This window comes from Ignatzschineria sp. F8392 (assembly GCF_002252045.1).
Classification (GTDB): Bacteria; Pseudomonadota; Gammaproteobacteria; order Cardiobacteriales; family Wohlfahrtiimonadaceae; genus Ignatzschineria.
This window is the reverse complement of the sequence record NZ_NEFF01000001.1, coordinates 13,751-32,035: the sequence shown is the minus strand read 5'-3', so window position 1 is coordinate 32,035 and position 18,285 is coordinate 13,751. Positions and strand designations below refer to the sequence as shown.

General features: G+C 42.1%; 15 protein-coding genes. 5 read left to right on the top strand and 10 right to left on the bottom strand.

Annotated elements, in window-relative coordinates; genetic code table 11:
- Positions 1-3: 3 nt before the first annotated feature.
- The 7 genes from B9T19_RS00135 to ccmC form a co-directional block, all read right to left on the bottom strand.
- A complete protein-coding gene (locus tag B9T19_RS00135; RefSeq protein ID WP_094566596.1) occupies positions 4-1,314 on the bottom strand; it encodes a hypothetical protein in 1,311 nt (436 codons plus the stop codon).
- A gap of 1 nt (position 1,315) precedes the next feature.
- Positions 1,316-1,792, bottom strand: a complete 477-nt coding sequence (locus B9T19_RS00130) for a cytochrome c-type biogenesis protein (RefSeq protein ID WP_094566595.1) — start codon at positions 1,790-1,792, stop codon at positions 1,316-1,318.
- Entirely contained in the window at positions 1,792-2,361 is a 570-nt protein-coding gene (locus B9T19_RS00125; protein WP_094566594.1) for a DsbE family thiol:disulfide interchange protein, read from the bottom strand. Before B9T19_RS00125 ends, B9T19_RS00130 begins: the two co-directional genes overlap by 1 nt.
- Positions 2,362-2,370: 9 nt before the next feature.
- Positions 2,371-4,341 (bottom strand): heme lyase CcmF/NrfE family subunit, encoded by a 1,971-nt coding sequence (locus B9T19_RS00120; RefSeq protein ID WP_094566593.1) that lies wholly within the window; start codon positions 4,339-4,341, stop codon positions 2,371-2,373.
- A gap of 116 nt (positions 4,342-4,457) precedes the next feature.
- A complete protein-coding gene (gene ccmE / locus B9T19_RS00115) occupies positions 4,458-4,949 on the bottom strand; it encodes a cytochrome c maturation protein CcmE (protein ID WP_229821602.1) in 492 nt (163 codons plus the stop codon).
- A complete protein-coding gene (ccmD, locus tag B9T19_RS00110; protein ID WP_094566591.1) occupies positions 4,949-5,107 on the bottom strand; it encodes a heme exporter protein CcmD in 159 nt (52 codons plus the stop codon). Before ccmD ends, ccmE begins: the two co-directional genes overlap by 1 nt.
- A 96-nt stretch (positions 5,108-5,203) precedes the next feature.
- Complete coding sequence (ccmC, locus tag B9T19_RS00105) at positions 5,204-5,980, bottom strand: heme ABC transporter permease CcmC (RefSeq protein WP_233146745.1); 777 nt, start codon at positions 5,978-5,980, stop codon at positions 5,204-5,206.
- 339 nt (positions 5,981-6,319) lie between these two features.
- On the opposite strand from ccmC, the gene B9T19_RS00100 reads away from it, so the two are divergent.
- The 4 genes from B9T19_RS00100 (at position 6,320) to B9T19_RS00085 (ending at position 10,683) form a co-directional block, all read left to right on the top strand.
- Positions 6,320-7,441, top strand: coding sequence for an NAD(P) transhydrogenase subunit alpha (locus tag B9T19_RS00100; RefSeq protein ID WP_094566590.1), 1,122 nt, complete (start codon positions 6,320-6,322; stop codon positions 7,439-7,441).
- 18 nt (positions 7,442-7,459) lie between these two features.
- Positions 7,460-7,753, top strand: coding sequence for an NAD(P) transhydrogenase subunit alpha (locus tag B9T19_RS00095; RefSeq protein WP_094566589.1), 294 nt, complete (start codon positions 7,460-7,462; stop codon positions 7,751-7,753).
- A 3-nt stretch (positions 7,754-7,756) separates the two neighbouring features.
- Positions 7,757-9,154: an NAD(P)(+) transhydrogenase (Re/Si-specific) subunit beta gene (locus B9T19_RS00090; RefSeq protein ID WP_094566588.1), complete on the top strand. Its 1,398-nt coding sequence runs from the start codon at positions 7,757-7,759 to the stop codon at positions 9,152-9,154.
- A gap of 647 nt (positions 9,155-9,801) precedes the next feature.
- Entirely contained in the window at positions 9,802-10,683 is an 882-nt protein-coding gene (locus tag B9T19_RS00085; RefSeq protein ID WP_094566587.1) for an acetamidase/formamidase family protein, read from the top strand.
- A gap of 168 nt (positions 10,684-10,851) precedes the next feature.
- Here B9T19_RS00085 and polA read toward each other — a convergent pair whose 3' ends face one another.
- Positions 10,852-13,608, bottom strand: coding sequence for a DNA polymerase I (gene polA, locus B9T19_RS00080; protein ID WP_094566586.1), 2,757 nt, complete (start codon positions 13,606-13,608; stop codon positions 10,852-10,854).
- Between the two features lie 291 nt (positions 13,609-13,899).
- Positions 13,900-14,709, bottom strand: coding sequence for a sulfite exporter TauE/SafE family protein (locus B9T19_RS00075; RefSeq protein ID WP_094566585.1), 810 nt, complete (start codon positions 14,707-14,709; stop codon positions 13,900-13,902).
- 1,179 nt (positions 14,710-15,888) lie between these two features.
- Here B9T19_RS00075 and aspS point away from each other — a divergent pair.
- The gene (gene aspS / locus B9T19_RS00070) at positions 15,889-17,673 is read left to right on the top strand and encodes an aspartate--tRNA ligase (protein ID WP_094566584.1); all 1,785 of its coding nucleotides are present in this window, start codon (positions 15,889-15,891) and stop codon (positions 17,671-17,673) included.
- A 368-nt stretch (positions 17,674-18,041) separates the two neighbouring features.
- Here aspS and B9T19_RS10705 read toward each other — a convergent pair whose 3' ends face one another.
- Positions 18,042-18,284 carry a hypothetical protein gene (locus B9T19_RS10705; protein ID WP_094566583.1) on the bottom strand — a complete coding sequence of 81 codons (243 nt, stop codon included), beginning with the start codon at positions 18,282-18,284 and terminating at the stop codon, positions 18,042-18,044.
- Position 18,285: the final 1 nt, after the last annotated feature.

Here is an 18,285-nt window from a genome sequence, read left to right as displayed (position 1 = left end):
GATCTACTCCACAATATGGTCTAAAAGAAGATTAATTCCCTGATTGAGATCAGGTACCGCGACCGCTGTCGATTCAATATCGCCGGCTGAAGTGATAGGATCACCATTGAGACTAATCTTCGCTGAAGCACTCAAATCATGCTTACTCGCTAAAGAAGCCGATCCCGGCATTAAGAGATCCTGATCCCCCATTGTCACTCTTAATGGGAAGGTCTCAATTGCCGCAAGCGGAATACGTTTTGCCGCCAACGGTGGTCCGACAGGTTGATCTCTTAGATAGATAAAGAGTACCGCCTCTTGCGGAAGTTGTTGCACAATCTCTTCCGATAATGAGATCGTGACCGGAAGAGTCACCTTATCTGCTGTCACCATCTCTGCAGGCTGATTCATCTCTGGCTGATTCATTCCTTGACCTGTTAAGGTATCGATCATCGCTAAAATCACGCGGCGATTCTCTGAATCCTCAGGGTAGAGATCGGCTAAAATAGAGAAGAAGTGCATCGCCTTATCAACTTTCTGATTCTCAAATAGGACTGTTCCGTAATAGAGAAGTAGACTTTCGTTGGTGGCATTATTTAAGACAAATTGATCAAAAAGCGACTCTAAACGATTATCGAGTTGATAGTTGTTCTTTGCTAGTTGAATATTTAAGAGCGTATAGTAGGTGTTATCATTGGTAGGATCGAGGCGATAGAGATCGAGATAACTCTTCTCTGCTAAACCTAATTGATCCATATTAAGATAGATCTTCCCTAAAAGATTGAGCTCCTTAGGATCGGTATGATGATCTCTTGAGCTCATTAAATTGAGTGCTGCTAACGTTCCTAACAGATTCTGTTGTAATGGCTCTGGAGGATTGAGATCCATCAGATTGCTCTCACGTTGAAGATCTTCAATAGAAGTCGCCGCCAACCAAGCCTTCACATAAGGAAGTGCCGTTGCTCGCTGATTATCGAGATTTTTGGCATCCGCAGAGTAACCATCTGCCCAAAAGTAGAGTGCAGAAAAAGCGATAATCACCCCACCAAAAAGAAAGGTGATCCACTTGAGAGCCGGCGTCAATGGTCGATCAGGATGCGCAACTGCTAAAAGATCTTTTGCAAGCTCCACTTTTGTTGCTTCATAAGTCGCCTCATCGATCTTTCCACGTACTAAATCATCATCGAGAGTCTCTGTCTCATCAAGATATTTATCGCGATAAACCTCTTTAAGTCGTGGATATTTTCCTGCGCTCTTGCCCCACAAGGCAAATCCTATAAATAGAAGCGAGATCAGGATGAAAAGGAGTGTGTATGTTATACCTAGTGCCGTCATTTTAATTATCTTTTCTCGTCAATATTTCATCTAATCGTGCCTGATCTTCTGCCGTTAACTCTTTGGGCGCGGCCACTTTTACAACAGCCGGTTTGCGACGCTTTGCCAAGAAAACAAGCGCTAAAATCAATAAGAGCAACACAAAAGGGCTAAACCAGAGCAACCATGTTACCGGTTTTACCGGCGGGTTATACATCACAAAGTCACCATAACGATCAACCATAAAGCTGATAATCTGTGCATCTGCTTGCCCATCAATAATCATATCGTAAGTCAAATCACGCATATCTTGTGCAAGCGGCGCATCGGAATCTGCAATATTCTGATTTTGACACTTTGGACAACGTAATTCTCGCGTTAAACTCTGAAAACGACGCTCATCAACAGGGTTATTAAACTCATAAAGATTGACAGAGGCAAAACTATAACCTGAGGTCAATAATAGAACCAATGTGATGATTGAAAATAGATATCTCACTACTGATCTCCCTTCGTATGATTCTCTTGATCATTACGCTTAAAGCTCGATTCATAGATCTCTTTGAGCTCATTGTTCCATAGATCGACTGTCATCTCACCCACATGTCGATAGACAATCACATTATCAGCATCTAAGAAGTAGGTCTCAGGCGCACCATAGACCCCTAAATTGAGACCGATCTTGCCACTCTCATCAGCAATGGTAAAGATATAAGGATTCCCTAGATCTCTTAACCAGCGGTAAGCAAGCTGCGGGTCATCTTTATAATCGACACCATAGATCGGAACACCTGTTGCGCCAATCTCTTTAAGCGCCTCATGCTCGGCCTCACAGGTAGGACACCATGTTGCCCAAATATTGAGAAGCGCAGGCCCTTGAATATCCTCATCTGTTAAGATTCTCGCCTGACTCCCAGGCGCTGCAACCTCATAGGCACTAAAAGGGGGTAATGGTTTCCCCTTCAACGCTGAAGGGAGGTAACTCGCATCATTCTCTAAACTCATAAAGAGAAAGATTAGAAAGCCTACAACAACCACTACAATCCCGGCTATAATTGCTCTTAACATCGATCCCTCCTATTGAACAGTTTCTATATTATCAGTTGATTGAAGCTGCTTTCGCCCAATGCGGTAACGGCGGTCAAGCATTGAAAGTAACGCGGCGATGGAGATAATGATACCTCCTAGCCAGATCCAACGAACAAATGGTTTGACATAGAGACGAATAGCCCACGCATTTTCAGCGCGCTCCTCCGCCATAGCAACATAAAGATCATCTAAAAGAGAGGGTCTTAAAGCGACTTCACTAATCGGCATTCCGCTAACGGTATAGGTTCTCTTCTCGGGATACATCATGCGTAAGGGCTTTCCATTTTGGTAGACCTGAATAATCCCTTTTGTCCCAATATAGTTTGAACCCTGAACATCTTCGAGCGCCAATAGCTCAAAACCATACTCTCTTACCTGAACAGTCTCTCCCACTCGGACTAAACGATCTTGCTCATCACTATAGTGAGAAGTGAGTGTAATTCCTACAATCGTCACAATTAATCCTAAATGCCCAAGATTCATTCCCCAACGTGATAATGATTGATGTTTGAGTGCTTGGAAGAAGTTATCATTCTTACGTCCATTGAGTTTGATCTCAAAGAGAATTCCAAAGAAGACCCAGTAGCTGAGAATCAGACTGATCACCACTAAAGGATCCAATTGACCGGCATAGAGATAACTACTCCCCACACCAAAAATGAGTGAAAGAAGCGCCATAATACTCAAGGGCTTCTTAATACGGGAGAAGGAATCCTGCTTAAAACGAAGGAGCGGAGTAAAACCTAATACAACAAGAAGTAAAAGTGAGATAGGAACAAGATACTCATTGAAATATCCCTCTCCTACCGAGATTTTACCAATCTGCAAAATATCAACGATCAATGGATAGAGCGTCCCTAAGACTACAACAAAGCAGGCCACCGAAAGAAAGATATTATTAAAGAGAATTCCCGACTCTTTTGAGATCAAGCTAAGATGCGACTCTTGGCGAATTTTATAAGATCTAAAGAGCAGTAAGAGAAATGCAAAAAGTGTAATAATACCAAGAAGGAAGAGGATAAATTGTCCCCTCGAAGGATCTGCCGCAAAGGAGTGAACGGAGGTTAAAACACCTGAACGTACAAGGAAGGTTCCTAAGACACTTAAGCAGAAGGTTAAAATAGCAATAATAACGGTCCAGAGAGTAAAAGCTTTACGCTTTTCTGTCGCGGCTAATGAGTGAAGCAGTGCTGCACCTAAAATCCAAGGGATCAATGATGCATTTTCAACTGGATCCCAGAACCACCAACCGCCCCAGCCTAACTCATAATAAGCCCACCAACTTCCAACTGTGATCCCTAAGGTTAAGAATCCCCAAGCTGCTAATGCCCAAGGACGCACCCATCTGACAGAGAGCCGATCGATATGCCCTGTCATTAAGATCGCACACATAAATGCATAGGGAACTGCAAAACCAACATATCCCATATAGAGAAGTGGCGGATGAATGATTAAACCAACATCTTGTAGTAAGGGGTTAAGATCGCGTCCATCATAGAGATCGAGCGTTAAATTACGGGCAAAAGGGTCGGAAGTGAAGATTAAAAACGCGATAAATCCTACTGTAATCCCCCCTAAAACCGCTAAAGTTGCGGCTGAAAGTTCTAGAGGCATTTTGCGGGTATAGAAAACAACCGCTAACATCCAGAGCGCTAAGGTTAAGACCCACAACAACATCGAACCTTCATGCCCGCCCCAAATTGCGGTAATTTTATAGATTCCCGGCAATTTGGTATTGGAGTTCTGAAAGACATAGGAGAAGCTAAAATCACTAATCCAAAAGAGATGTCCGAGATAGATAAAGGAGAAGGCCACAAGCACAAAAAGCCATATGGTTAATGGCCTTGCACTATACATCAATTGTGGATTACGAAACTTAATGCCGACTAGCGGCAAGATAAAGAGTGCTATAGAAACACCGAGCGCAATATAGAGCGCGAGCTGACCCAACGGAAGCATAGTTATTATTAATCCTTACATATTAATTCTAATTCTATAGAGCTTTTGATTCTAAAAGAGTCAGGCGCTTTATCAATGACAAATCGATCAACATTGATAAAACGCCATAGATACATTTAGATATCTTTCTCTTTAAATGGATGACCTTGTGATTCTAAAGTTGCAGCGACTTCAGGCGGCATATACTCTTCATCATGTTTTGCAAGAATCTCATCTGCCACAAACTGATTACCTTCAACGAGCATCCCCTTTGCAATGATCCCCTGCCCTTCACGGAACAGGTCAGGCAAAATTCCATCATAAGCGACAATGATCTGCTCTGAAGAGCCATCAACAAGCGCGAACTCAACCGCTAATGTTTCAGCGCCTTTATGAAGAGACCCAGGTACAACAAGCCCCCCGACACGAATCGTCTTCTCTAAAGGCGCTTCGCCGTTATGAACCTGTTCAGGAGAGTAGTAGAGATTGAGATTATCTCGTGATGCAAACATCGCAAAACCGATAATTAAAAAAGCAGCGATAATCACTGCAATCACCACATAGAGACGTTGCTTCTGTCTTGGGGACATAATGCTCCCCTGCTTCCTACTATTAAGCTTTTGACTCATTACTCTAATCCCTCCGCTTTCATTGCTCGTTTTAAATTTCGTCCTTCTGCCATCAATGAGATGATCAGCCCGAATAGACAGATCGTGACAAAAGCGTAGCAACTCCATACATATACTGTATGTTTGCCCATATCAAATAGACTTAAAAACTCAGCCATTTATTTATAACCCCAACTTTTAATTTAATTCTACTTCATTTTTAAGTTGTAGCGATCATCCCCTAAAGATCGACATCCCTACCCTACAATGTATCATCACTGCCGGGTATAAGCCTGCAATAACTGCTCCTTATAGATAAGATGTGTACTCTTTAATAGAATATAACCAACGGTAAAGAGAAGATAAGCGATCAACATCAACATTAAAGGTTTCAACATTGCAGGATCTAAGCTCGGTCCGCCCGATGCAAAGAGTGTACTTTTCTGATGAAGTGTTGCAAATAGATAGACCGAAGCCTTAATAATCGGCACAATCACAACACCAATAATGGCTAAAATAGAGATCCCCATATTAGCCTTTTCCCGATCCTCAAATGCGCTATCGAGCCCAATATAGCCAAGATAGAGAAAGAAAAGGATCAAAACGGAGGTAAGTCGAACATCCCAAACCCACCAGGTTCCCCATGTTGGGGCGCCCCAAATCGCACCGGTGACTAATGTAATGAGTGTATAAACAGCACCTAAAACGGCCGTCGCTCTTGCAATCACAGGAAAGAGTTTGATACGGAATATCAGATACATCACACTCATAAAGGCGATAAACATATAGAGTCCCGATGAGAGGATCGCCGCCGGCACATGGATATACATAATCCGAACGGTATCTCCCTGCTGATAATCGACAGGAGAATCAAATAGCCCGTAATAGAGTCCAACAACAGCAAATATCGCACTTAAGAGAAAGGCCCAAGGGATAATTCTCTTCGCTAAGCGAGTAAAGTATTTATAACTGATGAGTCGTTTAAAGAAGATAAACCGTGGCTTCTTACTCTCTTTCGGAGAAGGTTTTTTCAATTGATCAATATTGGTCACAGGTAACCCTTTATCCAAGAATTTATTCTAAGATCTCTCATTTTAAGGGAAACAGTATAGCAAATACTAAATTATCAGCATCAAAAGAAATTGAAAAATAATCAAAAGATGTATCTATGACAAGAGATAGCGAGTATCTCAGTTAGATAGAAAGTACTTAGAGGGTACTTAGAAAGAACTTAGGGAAAATTTAGAGTAAATTTGGAGATGATGTAGAAGATATTCACCTCTTCTTCCCTCCGCCTAGACAATGATCTTTCCCTAAACTCATGTTACTATAAAAAAATGACATGTTCTTTTAGACATCACTATTCTATTAATAAAGGGAGCAGTTAAAAAATGATTAAAACCATCATTCTCCTCAAAGAGTCAGGCTCACTAGAAAAGCGTGTAGCGCTCGACCCTAAAAATTGTGAACGCCTTGTAAAAGCTGGGTTTAAGGTGATTGTTACACCTGATGCCGGTATCAATGCCTACTTTAGTAATGAGGCATATGAAGCGGCCGGTGCAATGGTAGAGCAACCCTCTTTTGATGAGAAAGCCATTATTCTCTCAATCAATGCCCCCACAAAAACCATCACCCAAAAGTTTAAATCGGGCTCTCTCTCTATTTCGCTACTTGATCCTTATCACAATCTTTCACTTGTTGAGCTCTTTGCGAAACAAGGAATCGATGCATTAGCACTTGAATTTATCCCACGTATCACTCGTGCGCAAAGTATGGATGTACTCTCCTCTCAAGCGACGATCTCGGGGTATCAAAGTGTCCTCATCGGCGCAGATCTTTCACCACGATTCTTCCCTATGCTCACCACCGCTGCCGGCACCATTCGCCCAGCTAAAGTCTTGGTAATTGGCGCAGGCGTCGCCGGTCTACAAGCAATTGCAACAGCAAGACGATTAGGTGCTCAAGTAGAGGCTTATGATATTCGTCCTGATGCTAAAGAGCAGGTAGAATCTCTCGGTGCAAAATTGGTCGATACCGGTGTCAATGCCGCCGGCGAAGGGGGTTATGCCCGTGAGTTAACGGAAGAGGAGCGCGCACAACAAGCTGCCGCTTTAGCAAAGCATGTTAAAGAAGCGCATGTGGTTATAACCACAGCAGCTATCCCTGGAAAGAGAGCCCCCATTATTGTGACTAAAGAGATGGTAGAATCGATGCTTCCTGGCGCTGTTATTGTCGATATGGCAGCGGAGACAGGGGGCAACTGTGAATTAACAAAAGTTGGAGATACTATCAAAGTTGGGGAAGTCACTATTACAGGCCCACGCAACTTACCTTCTGCTGTTGCTATCCATGCATCAGAGATGTTCTCACAAAATATCTACAATCTTATTACCCCTTTTATTACTGAAGATGGATTTAATCTCAATCTCGAAGATGAAGTGATCAAAGATTCACTTATCACTTACGAAGGTAAGATTATCTCCGATCGTATTAGCACCCTTATTTCAGCTTAATTGCTCAAGGAGATTTTTATGATAACAGGATTTGCAGCGCTCTATATCGTTGTGCTTTCCGCTATTTTAGGATTTGAAGTCATCTCTCGGGTTCCTGCAATTTTACATACCCCATTGATGTCTGGCTCTAACTTTATTCACGGAATTATTCTTGTTGGGGCGATGATTGCGCTCGGACATGCTGATGGCTTCTTCCAAACATCACTTGCCTTTATCGCCGTTGTTTTCGGTGCGATCAACGCAGTCGGTGGCTACTATGTGACTGATCGGATGTTGGAAATGTTCAAATCTAATAAACAAGAGGAGAAATAACAGATGGGATCTCTCTTAGTTAATATTGGCTACTTTATTGCAGCCATTGTCTTTATCTACTCACTCAAGAGTATGAGCCACCCCTCTACCGCACGTAAAGGAATTCATTATGGTGGATTAGCGATGGTATTAGCCGTTGTTATTACCATCTTTCACCCCGCCATTACACATCATGCATTTCTCACTAATCTGCTCTTAATTGTTATTGCGATTGGAATTGGATTTATTATTGCGAAACGCTCAGCACTCAAAGTTGAGATGACAGATATGCCACAAATGATCGCGATCTATAATGGTGTTGGTGGTGGAGCGGCCGCAATCATTGGTGCAATTGCACTTCTACAGATCGGAATGCCCGATGCAAGTGATAGCTCAAGAACACTCCTTCTTGCTGCATTAGGGGGCTTTATCGGGGCTGTCTCTTTTACCGGATCGGTGGTTGCTTGGGCAAAGCTTGATGGTCGTATGACATCAACGATTCGCTACAAAAATCGTAATATTGTCAATCTCTTCCTCTTTGGCTTTGCGCTCCTATTGGCAATTCTTCTCGCCTCTGAGCCTGCGCCTCACTACTTTATGCTCTTCCTCTTCTTCGCATTTACCTTAGCATTAGGGGTCTTAATTGCGATTCCCATTGGTGGAGCCGATATGCCGGTCATCATCTCACTCTTTAATGCCTTAACGGGTATTGCAGTCGCTTTTGAAGGAATCGCGCTTGATAATGGTGGATTGATCATTGCCGGAACCGTTGTCGGAGCGGCAGGAACCCTCTTAACGTTACTAATGGCAAAGGCGATGAATCGCTCTTTAAGCAATGTCCTCTTCTCTAACTTTGGTGAAAGTCAAAGCGAGGCTAGTGATATCGAAGGCTCAATGACAGAGAGTGATGCTGCAAATGCCGCTATGACAATGGCATATGCTGATCGCGTTATTATTGTCCCAGGATATGGTTTAGCGGCAGCACAAGCGCAACATAAAGTCGCAGAGCTTGTGAAGATCTTAGAAGCTCGCGATGTTGATGTCCGTTTTGCGATCCACCCTGTTGCAGGAAGGATGCCGGGACATATGAATGTTCTATTAGCTGAATCTGGCATTCCCTATGAAAGCATCTTTGACCTCGATGAGATCAATGATGAATTTAAAGATACCGATGTCGTACTTGTGATTGGTGCTAATGATGTTGTGAACCCTGTCGCTCGTACCGATAAATCTAGCCCAATCTATGGTATGCCTATTCTTAATGCAGATCAGGCAAAGCAAGTATTTGTTATTAAACGTGGACAAGGCTCTGGTTTCTCTGGAATTGAAAATCATCTCTTCTATCTCGATAATACCGATATGGTGTATGGTGATGCGCAGAAAGTTGTCAATGAGATGATTACAACACTTAAATCACTCTAACTATGATCCAAAATAGATGATCTAAAATAAGGTTTCAGCTTTAACCTTGAGATTTGAAGCACTCGTCGATTTTATCGAAGAGTGCTTTTTTATTATCTCTAGTCTAATACCCTCACTTAATATCCTCACTCCTATCGATCTTTCTCTATGCAACCATGTCCCCTTCTATCTCCCCTCCTATCTCCCTCTTCTATAGTTTTATCCGCTTCTTAAAAAAGATGCCACACCCATATCTATATAAGGGCTTTTCTATCTCAAGCAATCTCTAGCAACTCTTATCCTCAAGAACGCTTATCCACAAGAGTTATCCACACCTCAATGACCAATAGCGTGATAAAAGATCTTATAAAGCCAGTAAAAATAGGCATTTATAAAGTAACGCCCAAATGTTCTCACAGATTCCACAGAGTTATCCACAGGTCACCTTTTAGAATTTCAGTGCCACTCTGCACAGCTTCTCCCTGAGTTATCCTCAAAGTTATCCACAATAGAGAGGCCTTCTTCTACACAACCGATTAAATCTTGCTATATTGATAGAGTCTTAAACATCAACAGCTAATCAGCAATCACTAACCATCAATGATTGCTGCTTAATTATTTGCGTAACGAGTAGATCAAACTAATCGGAAGGTTCAGGAGGAGAGATCATGAAACAACTTTGTAGCAGTAGTGCCACTATCTATGCATTTGATAAAAACAATTCCCCCAAATTACGCGTGAGAGCAGGTGAACAGATCAAAATCATCACAAAAGATTGCTTTAGCAATCAGGTGGATGATGATCATCGCCTCGCCGATATTAACTGGAACCAAATCAATCCCGCCACAGGACCGATCTTTGTTGAAGGAGCTGAAGCCGGCGATATTTTAAAAGTGAGCATCGATTCAATTACTGTAGCAGATCAAGGTGTCTGTGCCGTTGGTCCTGGATTTGGATTAATCCCACTGCCGGAGATGACCCAAAAAATTATTCCCATCCGAGATCAACAGCTTCACTTTAGTGATGAGATTATCCTTCCACTCAATCCGATGATCGGTGTCATCGGTGTTGCTCCTAAAGAGGAGCCTATCTCCACAGGCACGCCTGCCGAACATGGTGGTAACATGGATACCAAACTGATTAAAGAGGGAGCGACGCTCTATCTCCCAATCTTTGTTGAAGGGGCGCTCTTTGCCTTGGGAGATCTGCATGCCGCAATGGGAGATGGGGAGATTGGTGGCTCTGGCGTTGAAGTTGCCGGAGAGGTTATTGTCACGATCGATCTTATCAAAGAGCAGAAGCTTACTCATCCTGTTGTTGAAAATGAGGAGAGCTTTGCCTTTTTGGTTTCACGTAAAACAATTGATGATGCTCTTACAGAAGCGACTAATATCGGCGTTCAGAAATTAGCGGAAAAACTTAAAATCTCCCTAGAAGAGGCGACGATGCTCGGCAGCATCGCTTGTGATGCTGAAATCAGCCAATTAGTTGATCCTCAATTAACTGCGCGATTTGTAATCCCTAAAAAATTACTACCCCATCTCTTTTAATTCTCACTAAAAGCGCATCGCTAAAACAATCATTAAAAAAGGGGAAAGCCTAATCTTTCCCCTTCTCTCTATCTACAATTCTTGCAACAACCTCGATAACTGCATACTGTTTTCAGCAATAACCCACAAAAGCGCTATCGTGTTTTAAAAGAGGTGGCTGTTTTGCAATTATCCTGCAGTCTCATCCCAGTTTTTACCGCTTCCAACCTCAACAATCAAAGGAACATCAAGCTTGAGGACATCAGTCATTGCATCGACTAATAATGCTCGGACCTCTTCCATCTGCTCAATAGGCGTTTCTAAAATCAGCTCATCATGCACCTGAAGTAACATTTTTGCTGAAAGATGAGGATTTTCCGCTAAAGATCGGTCCACCTTTAACATCGCTAACTTAATAATATCTGCGGCCGTTCCTTGAAGGGGGGCATTAATGGCAACACGTTCCGCTCCTGATCGCGCAATCGCATTGCTACTATGAATTCCAGGAAGATAGAGTCGACGCCCTAAAGCTGTCTCTACATACCCTTTTTCTTTCGCCTTCTCTTTCGCCTCTTCCATATAATTTAAAACGCCGGTATAACGACTAAAATAGAGACTAATATACTCTTGCGCTTGGGTACGGGAGATCCCCAACTGCTTAGCCAGACCAAAAGCGCCCATACCATAAATTAAGCCAAAGTTAATTGCCTTTGCCGCTCTACGCTCAGCCCCTGTCACCTTCTCTAAGGGAATACCAAATACCTCTGCAGCTGTTGCCGCATGAATATCTTTCCCCTCATTAAATGCTTTTAGCATCATCTCATCTTGAGAGAAGTGCGCCATTAAACGAAGCTCAATTTGTGAATAGTCCGCGGCTAATAGAGTTGAGCCCTCTTTAGCAATAAAAGCTTCCCGAATACGGCGCCCTTCCTTTGTCCGAATCGGAATATTTTGCAAGTTGGGATTTGAGGATGAGAGACGCCCTGTACTTGTTTGAGCCTGGTTAAAAGAGGTGTGAACGCGCCCGGTATCAGGATTGATCTCAGCGACAAGAGAGTCAGTATAGGTTGAGCGGAGTTTAGAAAACTCACGATACTCAATAATAATTTTCGGTAAAGGATAATCCTCTGCTAATTTTTGTAAAACATCTTCTGCCGTTGAAGGTGCTCCTTTAGGTGTCTTCTTAATCACCGGCAGCCCCAATTTTTCAAAGAGAATCTCTCCAACCTGCTTCGATGAGCTCATATTAAACTCTTCTCCGGCAAGCTCATATGCTTTTGCCTCGAGCTCCGCTAAATTCTCTCCAAACTCGGCACTTAAACTCTCTAAATGCTGAGCATCTACTAAAATCCCTTCATGTTCCATCTTTGCAAGAACAGAGATTAAAGGAACTTCTATCTCCTGATAGACCTTATATTGTGTCACCTCAGAGCGGAGTCGCGGTAAGATACTTCGCTGTAATTGCAAGGTAATATCGGCATCTTCACAAGCATAAAAGCTAGCGATCTCAATATCGATCTCATCAAAGCGTTTCTGCGAACGCCCTTTGCCGGCAATCTCTTCAAAAGGAGTTGTCTTAAAGCCCAAATAGAGTTCCGCTAATGCATCCATATTATGGCGGTTCCCAGTAGGATCATAGATATAACTTGCTAACATCGTATCATCAACAATTCCACGTAACTCCACACCATGACGCTTTAAGATATGCCAATCAAACTTAATATTTTGTCCAACTTTAGGAGTCTTCTCATCCTCTAAGATCGGTTTTAAACGCGCCATCACAGCATCGATCGCCAATGGGTTCTCAAGGCCTGCCTGTTTAAAGGGAATATAGATCGCATCCCCTGGTGCCACTGAGAGAGAGAGCCCCACAAGATGAGAGCGCATAAACTCCAATCCATCAGTCTCCGTATCGAGTGCTAAAAGCGCAGTCTCAGGAATCAAGGAGAGATACTGTTCAAGCTCTGCTAAATCTAAAATGGTTCGATAAGATTTTTTTGCCGGCAATGTAGGATTAATCCAATGCGCTGCCAGCTCTAGCTGATCACTTGCAACCGATTGTGCAACAGGAGGAACAAAGCTCTCCCCACCACCAGCTTGATCAAGTTCTAAGAGTAATTGGCGGAAACCAAAATCTTGATAGACCTCTCGTAAACGCTCAATAAATGGAGGATTAGGGGTAAGATCTTCCACTTTGACCGGGAGCGGGGCATTGAGGAGCAGTGTCGTCAACTCTTTAGAAAGCGCTAAGATCTCTAAACTATCTCTGAGTCGTTCACCCACCTTTCCTTTAATCTTCTCAGCATTTTCTACAATTGCATCTAAATCACCCCACTCATGAATCCACTTTGCGGCAGTTTTAGGACCGACCCCTTGAATGCCGGGGATATTATCGGCACTATCTCCCATCAAAGCTAAGTAATCACGAACCTGTTCAGGATAGACACCATACTTCTCAAAGATCTCAGACCGGCCTAACATCTCATTTTTCATGCCGTCATACATTGTAATCACATCATCTTCTACCAATTGTGCAAGATCTTTATCACTTGAAGCGATAATCGTGCGCAAGCCCTTCGCTTTCGCTTCAACTGCTAAGGTAGCGATTACATCATCCGCCTCAATTCCAGGAATAGAGATCCGTGGAAAGCCCATCAGATCGATAATTTCATATAGTGGCTCAATTTGCGCGCGCAGATCATCCGGCATTGGTGGTCGATGTGCTTTATAATCTTCAAAAAGATCATTCCGAAAGCTCTTCCCACTTGCATCAAAAATAACGCCTAAATAGTCTGGCTTAAACTCGCGTACAAGCTTCTCAAACATACTAATGACACCACGAATCGCTCCCGTCGGTCGTCCATCTGGGCTTTTAAGGGGCGGTAGCGCATGAAATGCACGGAAAAGAAAGTTAGAACCATCAACGACTAAAAATGTTTTTGACATGGGTGAAATTAAACCTTTTGATTAATCTATGCTGCAATTGTGCGATCGATAAAAACTTCGATAAAAGTTCGAGAAGCGTATAAGACAACCTCGATTGACCCTCGATTATACAAAAAAAGCAGGAATTTAGCTCCTGCTTCTCATCTTCTATGCCATTTTCTATATTCACTCTTCTATCTACAAGCTATAAAACTTATCCCTATTGAGATACTTAAGTTATCAGAGAAACTGATAAGATCCGCTGAGCAAATAGGGTTATAAATTGAGTTATAAGTAGAATTAAAAACAGAACTATGAAACAAAGTTATTGTAGATAAAGATTACCAAAATAATCGATAAAAAACCTGCCAAAATCTGACGAATGCGCTTTACCGGCAAGATATAAACTAACTTAGCACCAATGGGCGCAAAAATAACACTCGTAATGGAGAGACCTATCACCGCAGGATAATAGACAAAACCTAGAGATGACTCCGGCACACCTTCGACCCCCATTCCATTAAAAATCGCACTTGCTGCACCGGCCGTCGCCATAATCATCCCTACTGCCGAAGAGGAGGCAATTGCATTTTTCATCTTGTAACCAATTTTACTTAATACCGGCACAATCATCACACCTCCCCCGATTCCCACAAAACTTGAGACAAAACCAATCGCACCACCCACTAACACAAAGAAGGGTTTAGCAAAATAGGAAACAGTATCCGCCTCCTTCTTAGAAGCTGTTCGTAACATATTGTAGATGGTATATGCTAAGAAGATGCAGAAGAGCAATTGTAATATCAGATCATTCATCATTGTAACAACCAGGCTACCGATAGAGACCCCGATCATTGCCCCAATACCTAAGAGAAAAACAACGCCCCACATCACCGACCCTCTTCTTTGATGGGCAATTACTGAAGAGAGACTTGTAATTCCAACAACAGCAAAAGAGGTACCTAAAGCAACCTTCATAATCAACTCAGGATCAACACCGATAGAGACCAAGAAGAAGACCAGTGTCGGCACAACAACTGTCCCCCCTCCGACACCTAATAACCCTGAAATAAGACCTATAATAGAACCTAAAAAAAGAAATATTAATAACTCAACACCCATCCTATCCTCGCTTCCCGATATTTTCCCTAATATATAATAGTTACCATCTCAATAGCTCATCAAATACTACTGAAAGACGCTTTTCTTTGATTAACCATCTGTTAGCATTAACGATCACTCATTACCGAATACCCAATATACTATATAATTATATAATATATAAATGCACAATGTATAGACCTCATATAAGTTTCATAACTTATCGCGCGATACACCTAAGTTCTATACGCCCAAATCGTTATATCCTAAGCCGTTATATAATTGTTCACTCATTCAGCCATTTCGGTTATTTCAGTTGTTTTGGTTATCTCCCCACATTCTAACCGTTTCTCTCGTCAATCCGACCTTACTTGTAGCTAATCATCCAATTAAAAGATCAACAATATCATATCTTCTTATTAACGAGCTGCTTTTCCCTCCCTATTTTACGCATATCTTCTTTAGAGAATAAGAGATTAAATAGCGCTCGATTTCATACTATTACACTATCAAAAACAGTAACAAAAACTGCATCAAAAACATCTTTAAAAATATGCTTAAAAACAGATAGTTATCTCAAAACTCTATTTGTAAAGATAAAAAAATGGTCCCAAAAATAATTTAATGTTTGCTTTTTCTAATTAGAATTGATACTCATAAAGGTGTCGGCTTAATAAAATTTTGTGCTTAGATTGATAAAAAATATCAATAATAGATCACCACAATCTAGGCACATTCAAAGGAGGACTAAACTAAAGAGAGAATATACTCTCACGGTTTAGTAGATATGGTGAAGTAGTATCGAAGTCTCAAAAGAAGAAGAAAAATAAGAGACCAGATAGGCTTACAGATCTAGGAACCTACGTTTGTAAGGCGTAGGTTCCTAGGTTATTATTCAAGATGGCTCTGCGGTAAATTCGTCTAATTTACTCGGGGGCTCATCTTGAAGCGGGTAGCGAACTATTCAATGACGTTGCGCTCAAAGTAACAGATGCCATTAGAGAGAACGCTAAAGTTAGAAAGTTAAAGAAAAATCAATTCGATCTTCTCCTGAAATCTTCCTTAAAATCCCCTATAATTGTATAATTTATTATTTCATTTTCAGTGCAAAATGGTGCGTCTTCTATCCACTATTCATTATTCATTAATTAAATAATAAGAATCCACCATTTCATATATTTGATATTTAAGGACTCAATTATGCGATCACACTACTGCGGACTCGTCAACGAGGCGCTTCTCGATAAAACGGTTACCCTCTCTGGTTGGGTACATCGTCGCCGCGACCATGGCGGAATTATTTTCGTAGATCTTCGGGATAGAGAGGGAATCGTGCAAGTGGTTATCGACCCGGCACATCTCACAACTCCTTTTGAAGAAGCAGAGAAGATTCGAAATGAATTTGTTATCAAAATTGAGGGTGAAGTTATTGCTCGTCCCGAAGGGATGGTGAATCCTAATATTGTTTCAGGCAAGATCGAAGTCGTCGCTAAACGCTTAGAGATCCTCAATAGCGCAGCACCACTTCCTTTCCAACTAGGTGATGATAAAACATCAGAAGAGGTTCGCCTTAAATATCGCTATCTTGATCTTCGCGATACACGCATGCATCAAAATATCATGTTACGTTCAAAAGTAACGCGCTACATTCGTAAAGCACTCGATGAGCAAGGCTTCCTCGATATTGAAACACCTTTCCTCACAAAAGCAACACCAGAAGGAGCCCGTGACTACGTTGTTCCCTCCCGTGTTCATCATGGTGAGTTCTTTGCGCTCCCACAGAGCCCACAGCTCTTTAAGCAACTATTAATGGTCAGTGGTTTTGATCGCTACTACCAGATCGTTCGCTGCTTCCGCGATGAAGATCTCCGTGCAGATCGTCAACCTGAATTTACCCAGGTGGATATCGAAACATCATTCCTCTCTTCTGATCAAATTATGGATATTGCAGAGAAGATGATTCGCGATGTATTTAAAGAGTCAATCGATGTTGATCTTGGCGATAACTTCCCACGTATGACTTGGCATGAGGCGATGGCTCGCTTTGGCTCTGATAAGCCAGATCTTCGTATCCCTCTTGAATTCACAGAAGTCACTGAATTGATGAAAGGATGTGAGTTTAAGGTCTTCAAAGATGCTGCAAATCGTGAAAATGGTCGTGTGGTTGCGCTCAATATTCCCAATGCTTCGGATCAATTTACCCGTCGTCACATCGATGAGTATACTGAGTTTGTCGGTCGTTATGGTGCGAAAGGTCTTGCCTATATTCGTGTCAATGATGTTGCCGCTGGCCGCGATGGCTTGCAATCCCCTATCGTTAAATTCTTAGATGATGCAACGCTTACAGCACTTCTTGAAGCAACGAATGCTAAAAATAATGACATCATCTTCTTTGGTGCTGATAAAGCGACTATCGTCAATGATGCTATTGGTGCGCTTCGCGTGAAAATCGGTAAGGATCTTAACCTATTAACCTGTAAATGGGCGCCGATGTGGGTTGTTGACTTCCCTATGTTTGAATATGATGAGGAGGCGAAACGTTATGTTGCCGTTCACCATCCCTTCACAACGCCTAAAACAGGTATTGAGTCGCTTAGCGATCCTGCAAACTCTATTGCCAACGCTTATGACCTCGTCCTCAACGGCACAGAGCTTGGTGGCGGATCAATCCGTATCTTCAAACATGATGTCCAGATGAAGGTCTTTGAATTACTCGGGATCGATAAAGCAGAAGCGGAAGAAAAATTTGGCTTCCTTCTTGATGCACTTAAATATGGCGCACCGCCTCACGGGGGAATCGCCTTTGGACTTGACCGTTTAGTGATGTTGATGGCAGAAGCAAGTTCAATCCGTGATGTGATCGCTTTCCCGAAAACACAGTCAGCCGCATGTCTCTTAACTGAAGCACCAGCTCATATCAGCCAAGCACAATTAGATGAGCTTGCGATCGCTGTTGTCGAAGATGAGAAAGAGATGCAAAAATAGTAAGCAGCAAGAAGTTGAGTTAAAGTTAAAGTTAAAGTTAAGACTTTAAACGAACGATACTCTTCAAGTAGACAAAACCCCTATGATGGAAGTGCTCACAAACACGCCATCTAGGGGTTTCTCTATATCTACTCTCTCCTGAATACAATCCTAAATATCTGTTTCAGAGATCTACTTTACCTATCCCTATCTCTTTATCTATCTCTTTATCTATCTCTTTATCTATCTCTACTTTTACCACTTCCAATGTGTACAAAAAATAAATAGCTGACCGGCAAATCAACTACCAACTATCAACAGCCTAAAATTGAGACAAAAAAATCCCCTAAGGAGGATTGATCCTTAGGGGTAAATTGTCGGTTTTATCTCTAGGGGGATGCATATAAACCGACAAGGGACATAATCACTTTCACTAATTTTACAAAGAGGTAGAGAGAGATCACGCCACCGAGCCATAAACCCATCATCCAGAAGAGTTGCGACTTCAATGATCTCTTCTTACCATGATTTCGAGTATCGCCTTGCTCTCTATCTTGCCCTTTTTTAGCAGATACTTGAGCTGCTTCTACCTTACCCTTGAGCTCGTTGAACACTTCTCTCTCCTGTTTCATC

What these genes read in the sequence shown, in the direction of transcription:
- B9T19_RS00135 (WP_094566596.1), bottom strand. Translation starts at nt 1,314, where the DNA reads ATGACGGCACTAGGTATAACATACACACTCCTTTTCATCCTGATCTCG.
- B9T19_RS00125 (WP_094566594.1), bottom strand. Translation starts at nt 2,361, where the DNA reads ATGTTAAGAGCAATTATAGCCGGGATTGTAGTGGTTGTTGTAGGCTTT.
- B9T19_RS00120 (WP_094566593.1), bottom strand. Translation starts at nt 4,341, where the DNA reads ATGCTTCCGTTGGGTCAGCTCGCGCTCTATATTGCGCTCGGTGTTTCT.
- ccmE (WP_229821602.1), bottom strand. Translation starts at nt 4,949, where the DNA reads ATGAGTCAAAAGCTTAATAGTAGGAAGCAGGGGAGCATTATGTCCCCA.
- ccmD (WP_094566591.1), bottom strand. Translation starts at nt 5,107, where the DNA reads ATGGCTGAGTTTTTAAGTCTATTTGATATGGGCAAACATACAGTATAT.
- B9T19_RS00100 (WP_094566590.1), top strand. Translation starts at nt 6,320, where the DNA reads ATGATTAAAACCATCATTCTCCTCAAAGAGTCAGGCTCACTAGAAAAG.
- B9T19_RS00095 (WP_094566589.1), top strand. Translation starts at nt 7,460, where the DNA reads ATGATAACAGGATTTGCAGCGCTCTATATCGTTGTGCTTTCCGCTATT.
- B9T19_RS00090 (WP_094566588.1), top strand. Translation starts at nt 7,757, where the DNA reads ATGGGATCTCTCTTAGTTAATATTGGCTACTTTATTGCAGCCATTGTC.
- B9T19_RS00085 (WP_094566587.1), top strand. Translation starts at nt 9,802, where the DNA reads ATGAAACAACTTTGTAGCAGTAGTGCCACTATCTATGCATTTGATAAA.
- polA (WP_094566586.1), bottom strand. Translation starts at nt 13,608, where the DNA reads ATGTCAAAAACATTTTTAGTCGTTGATGGTTCTAACTTTCTTTTCCGT.
- B9T19_RS00075 (WP_094566585.1), bottom strand. Translation starts at nt 14,709, where the DNA reads ATGGGTGTTGAGTTATTAATATTTCTTTTTTTAGGTTCTATTATAGGT.
- aspS (WP_094566584.1), top strand. Translation starts at nt 15,889, where the DNA reads ATGCGATCACACTACTGCGGACTCGTCAACGAGGCGCTTCTCGATAAA.
- B9T19_RS10705 (WP_094566583.1), bottom strand. Translation starts at nt 18,284, where the DNA reads ATGAAACAGGAGAGAGAAGTGTTCAACGAGCTCAAGGGTAAGGTAGAA.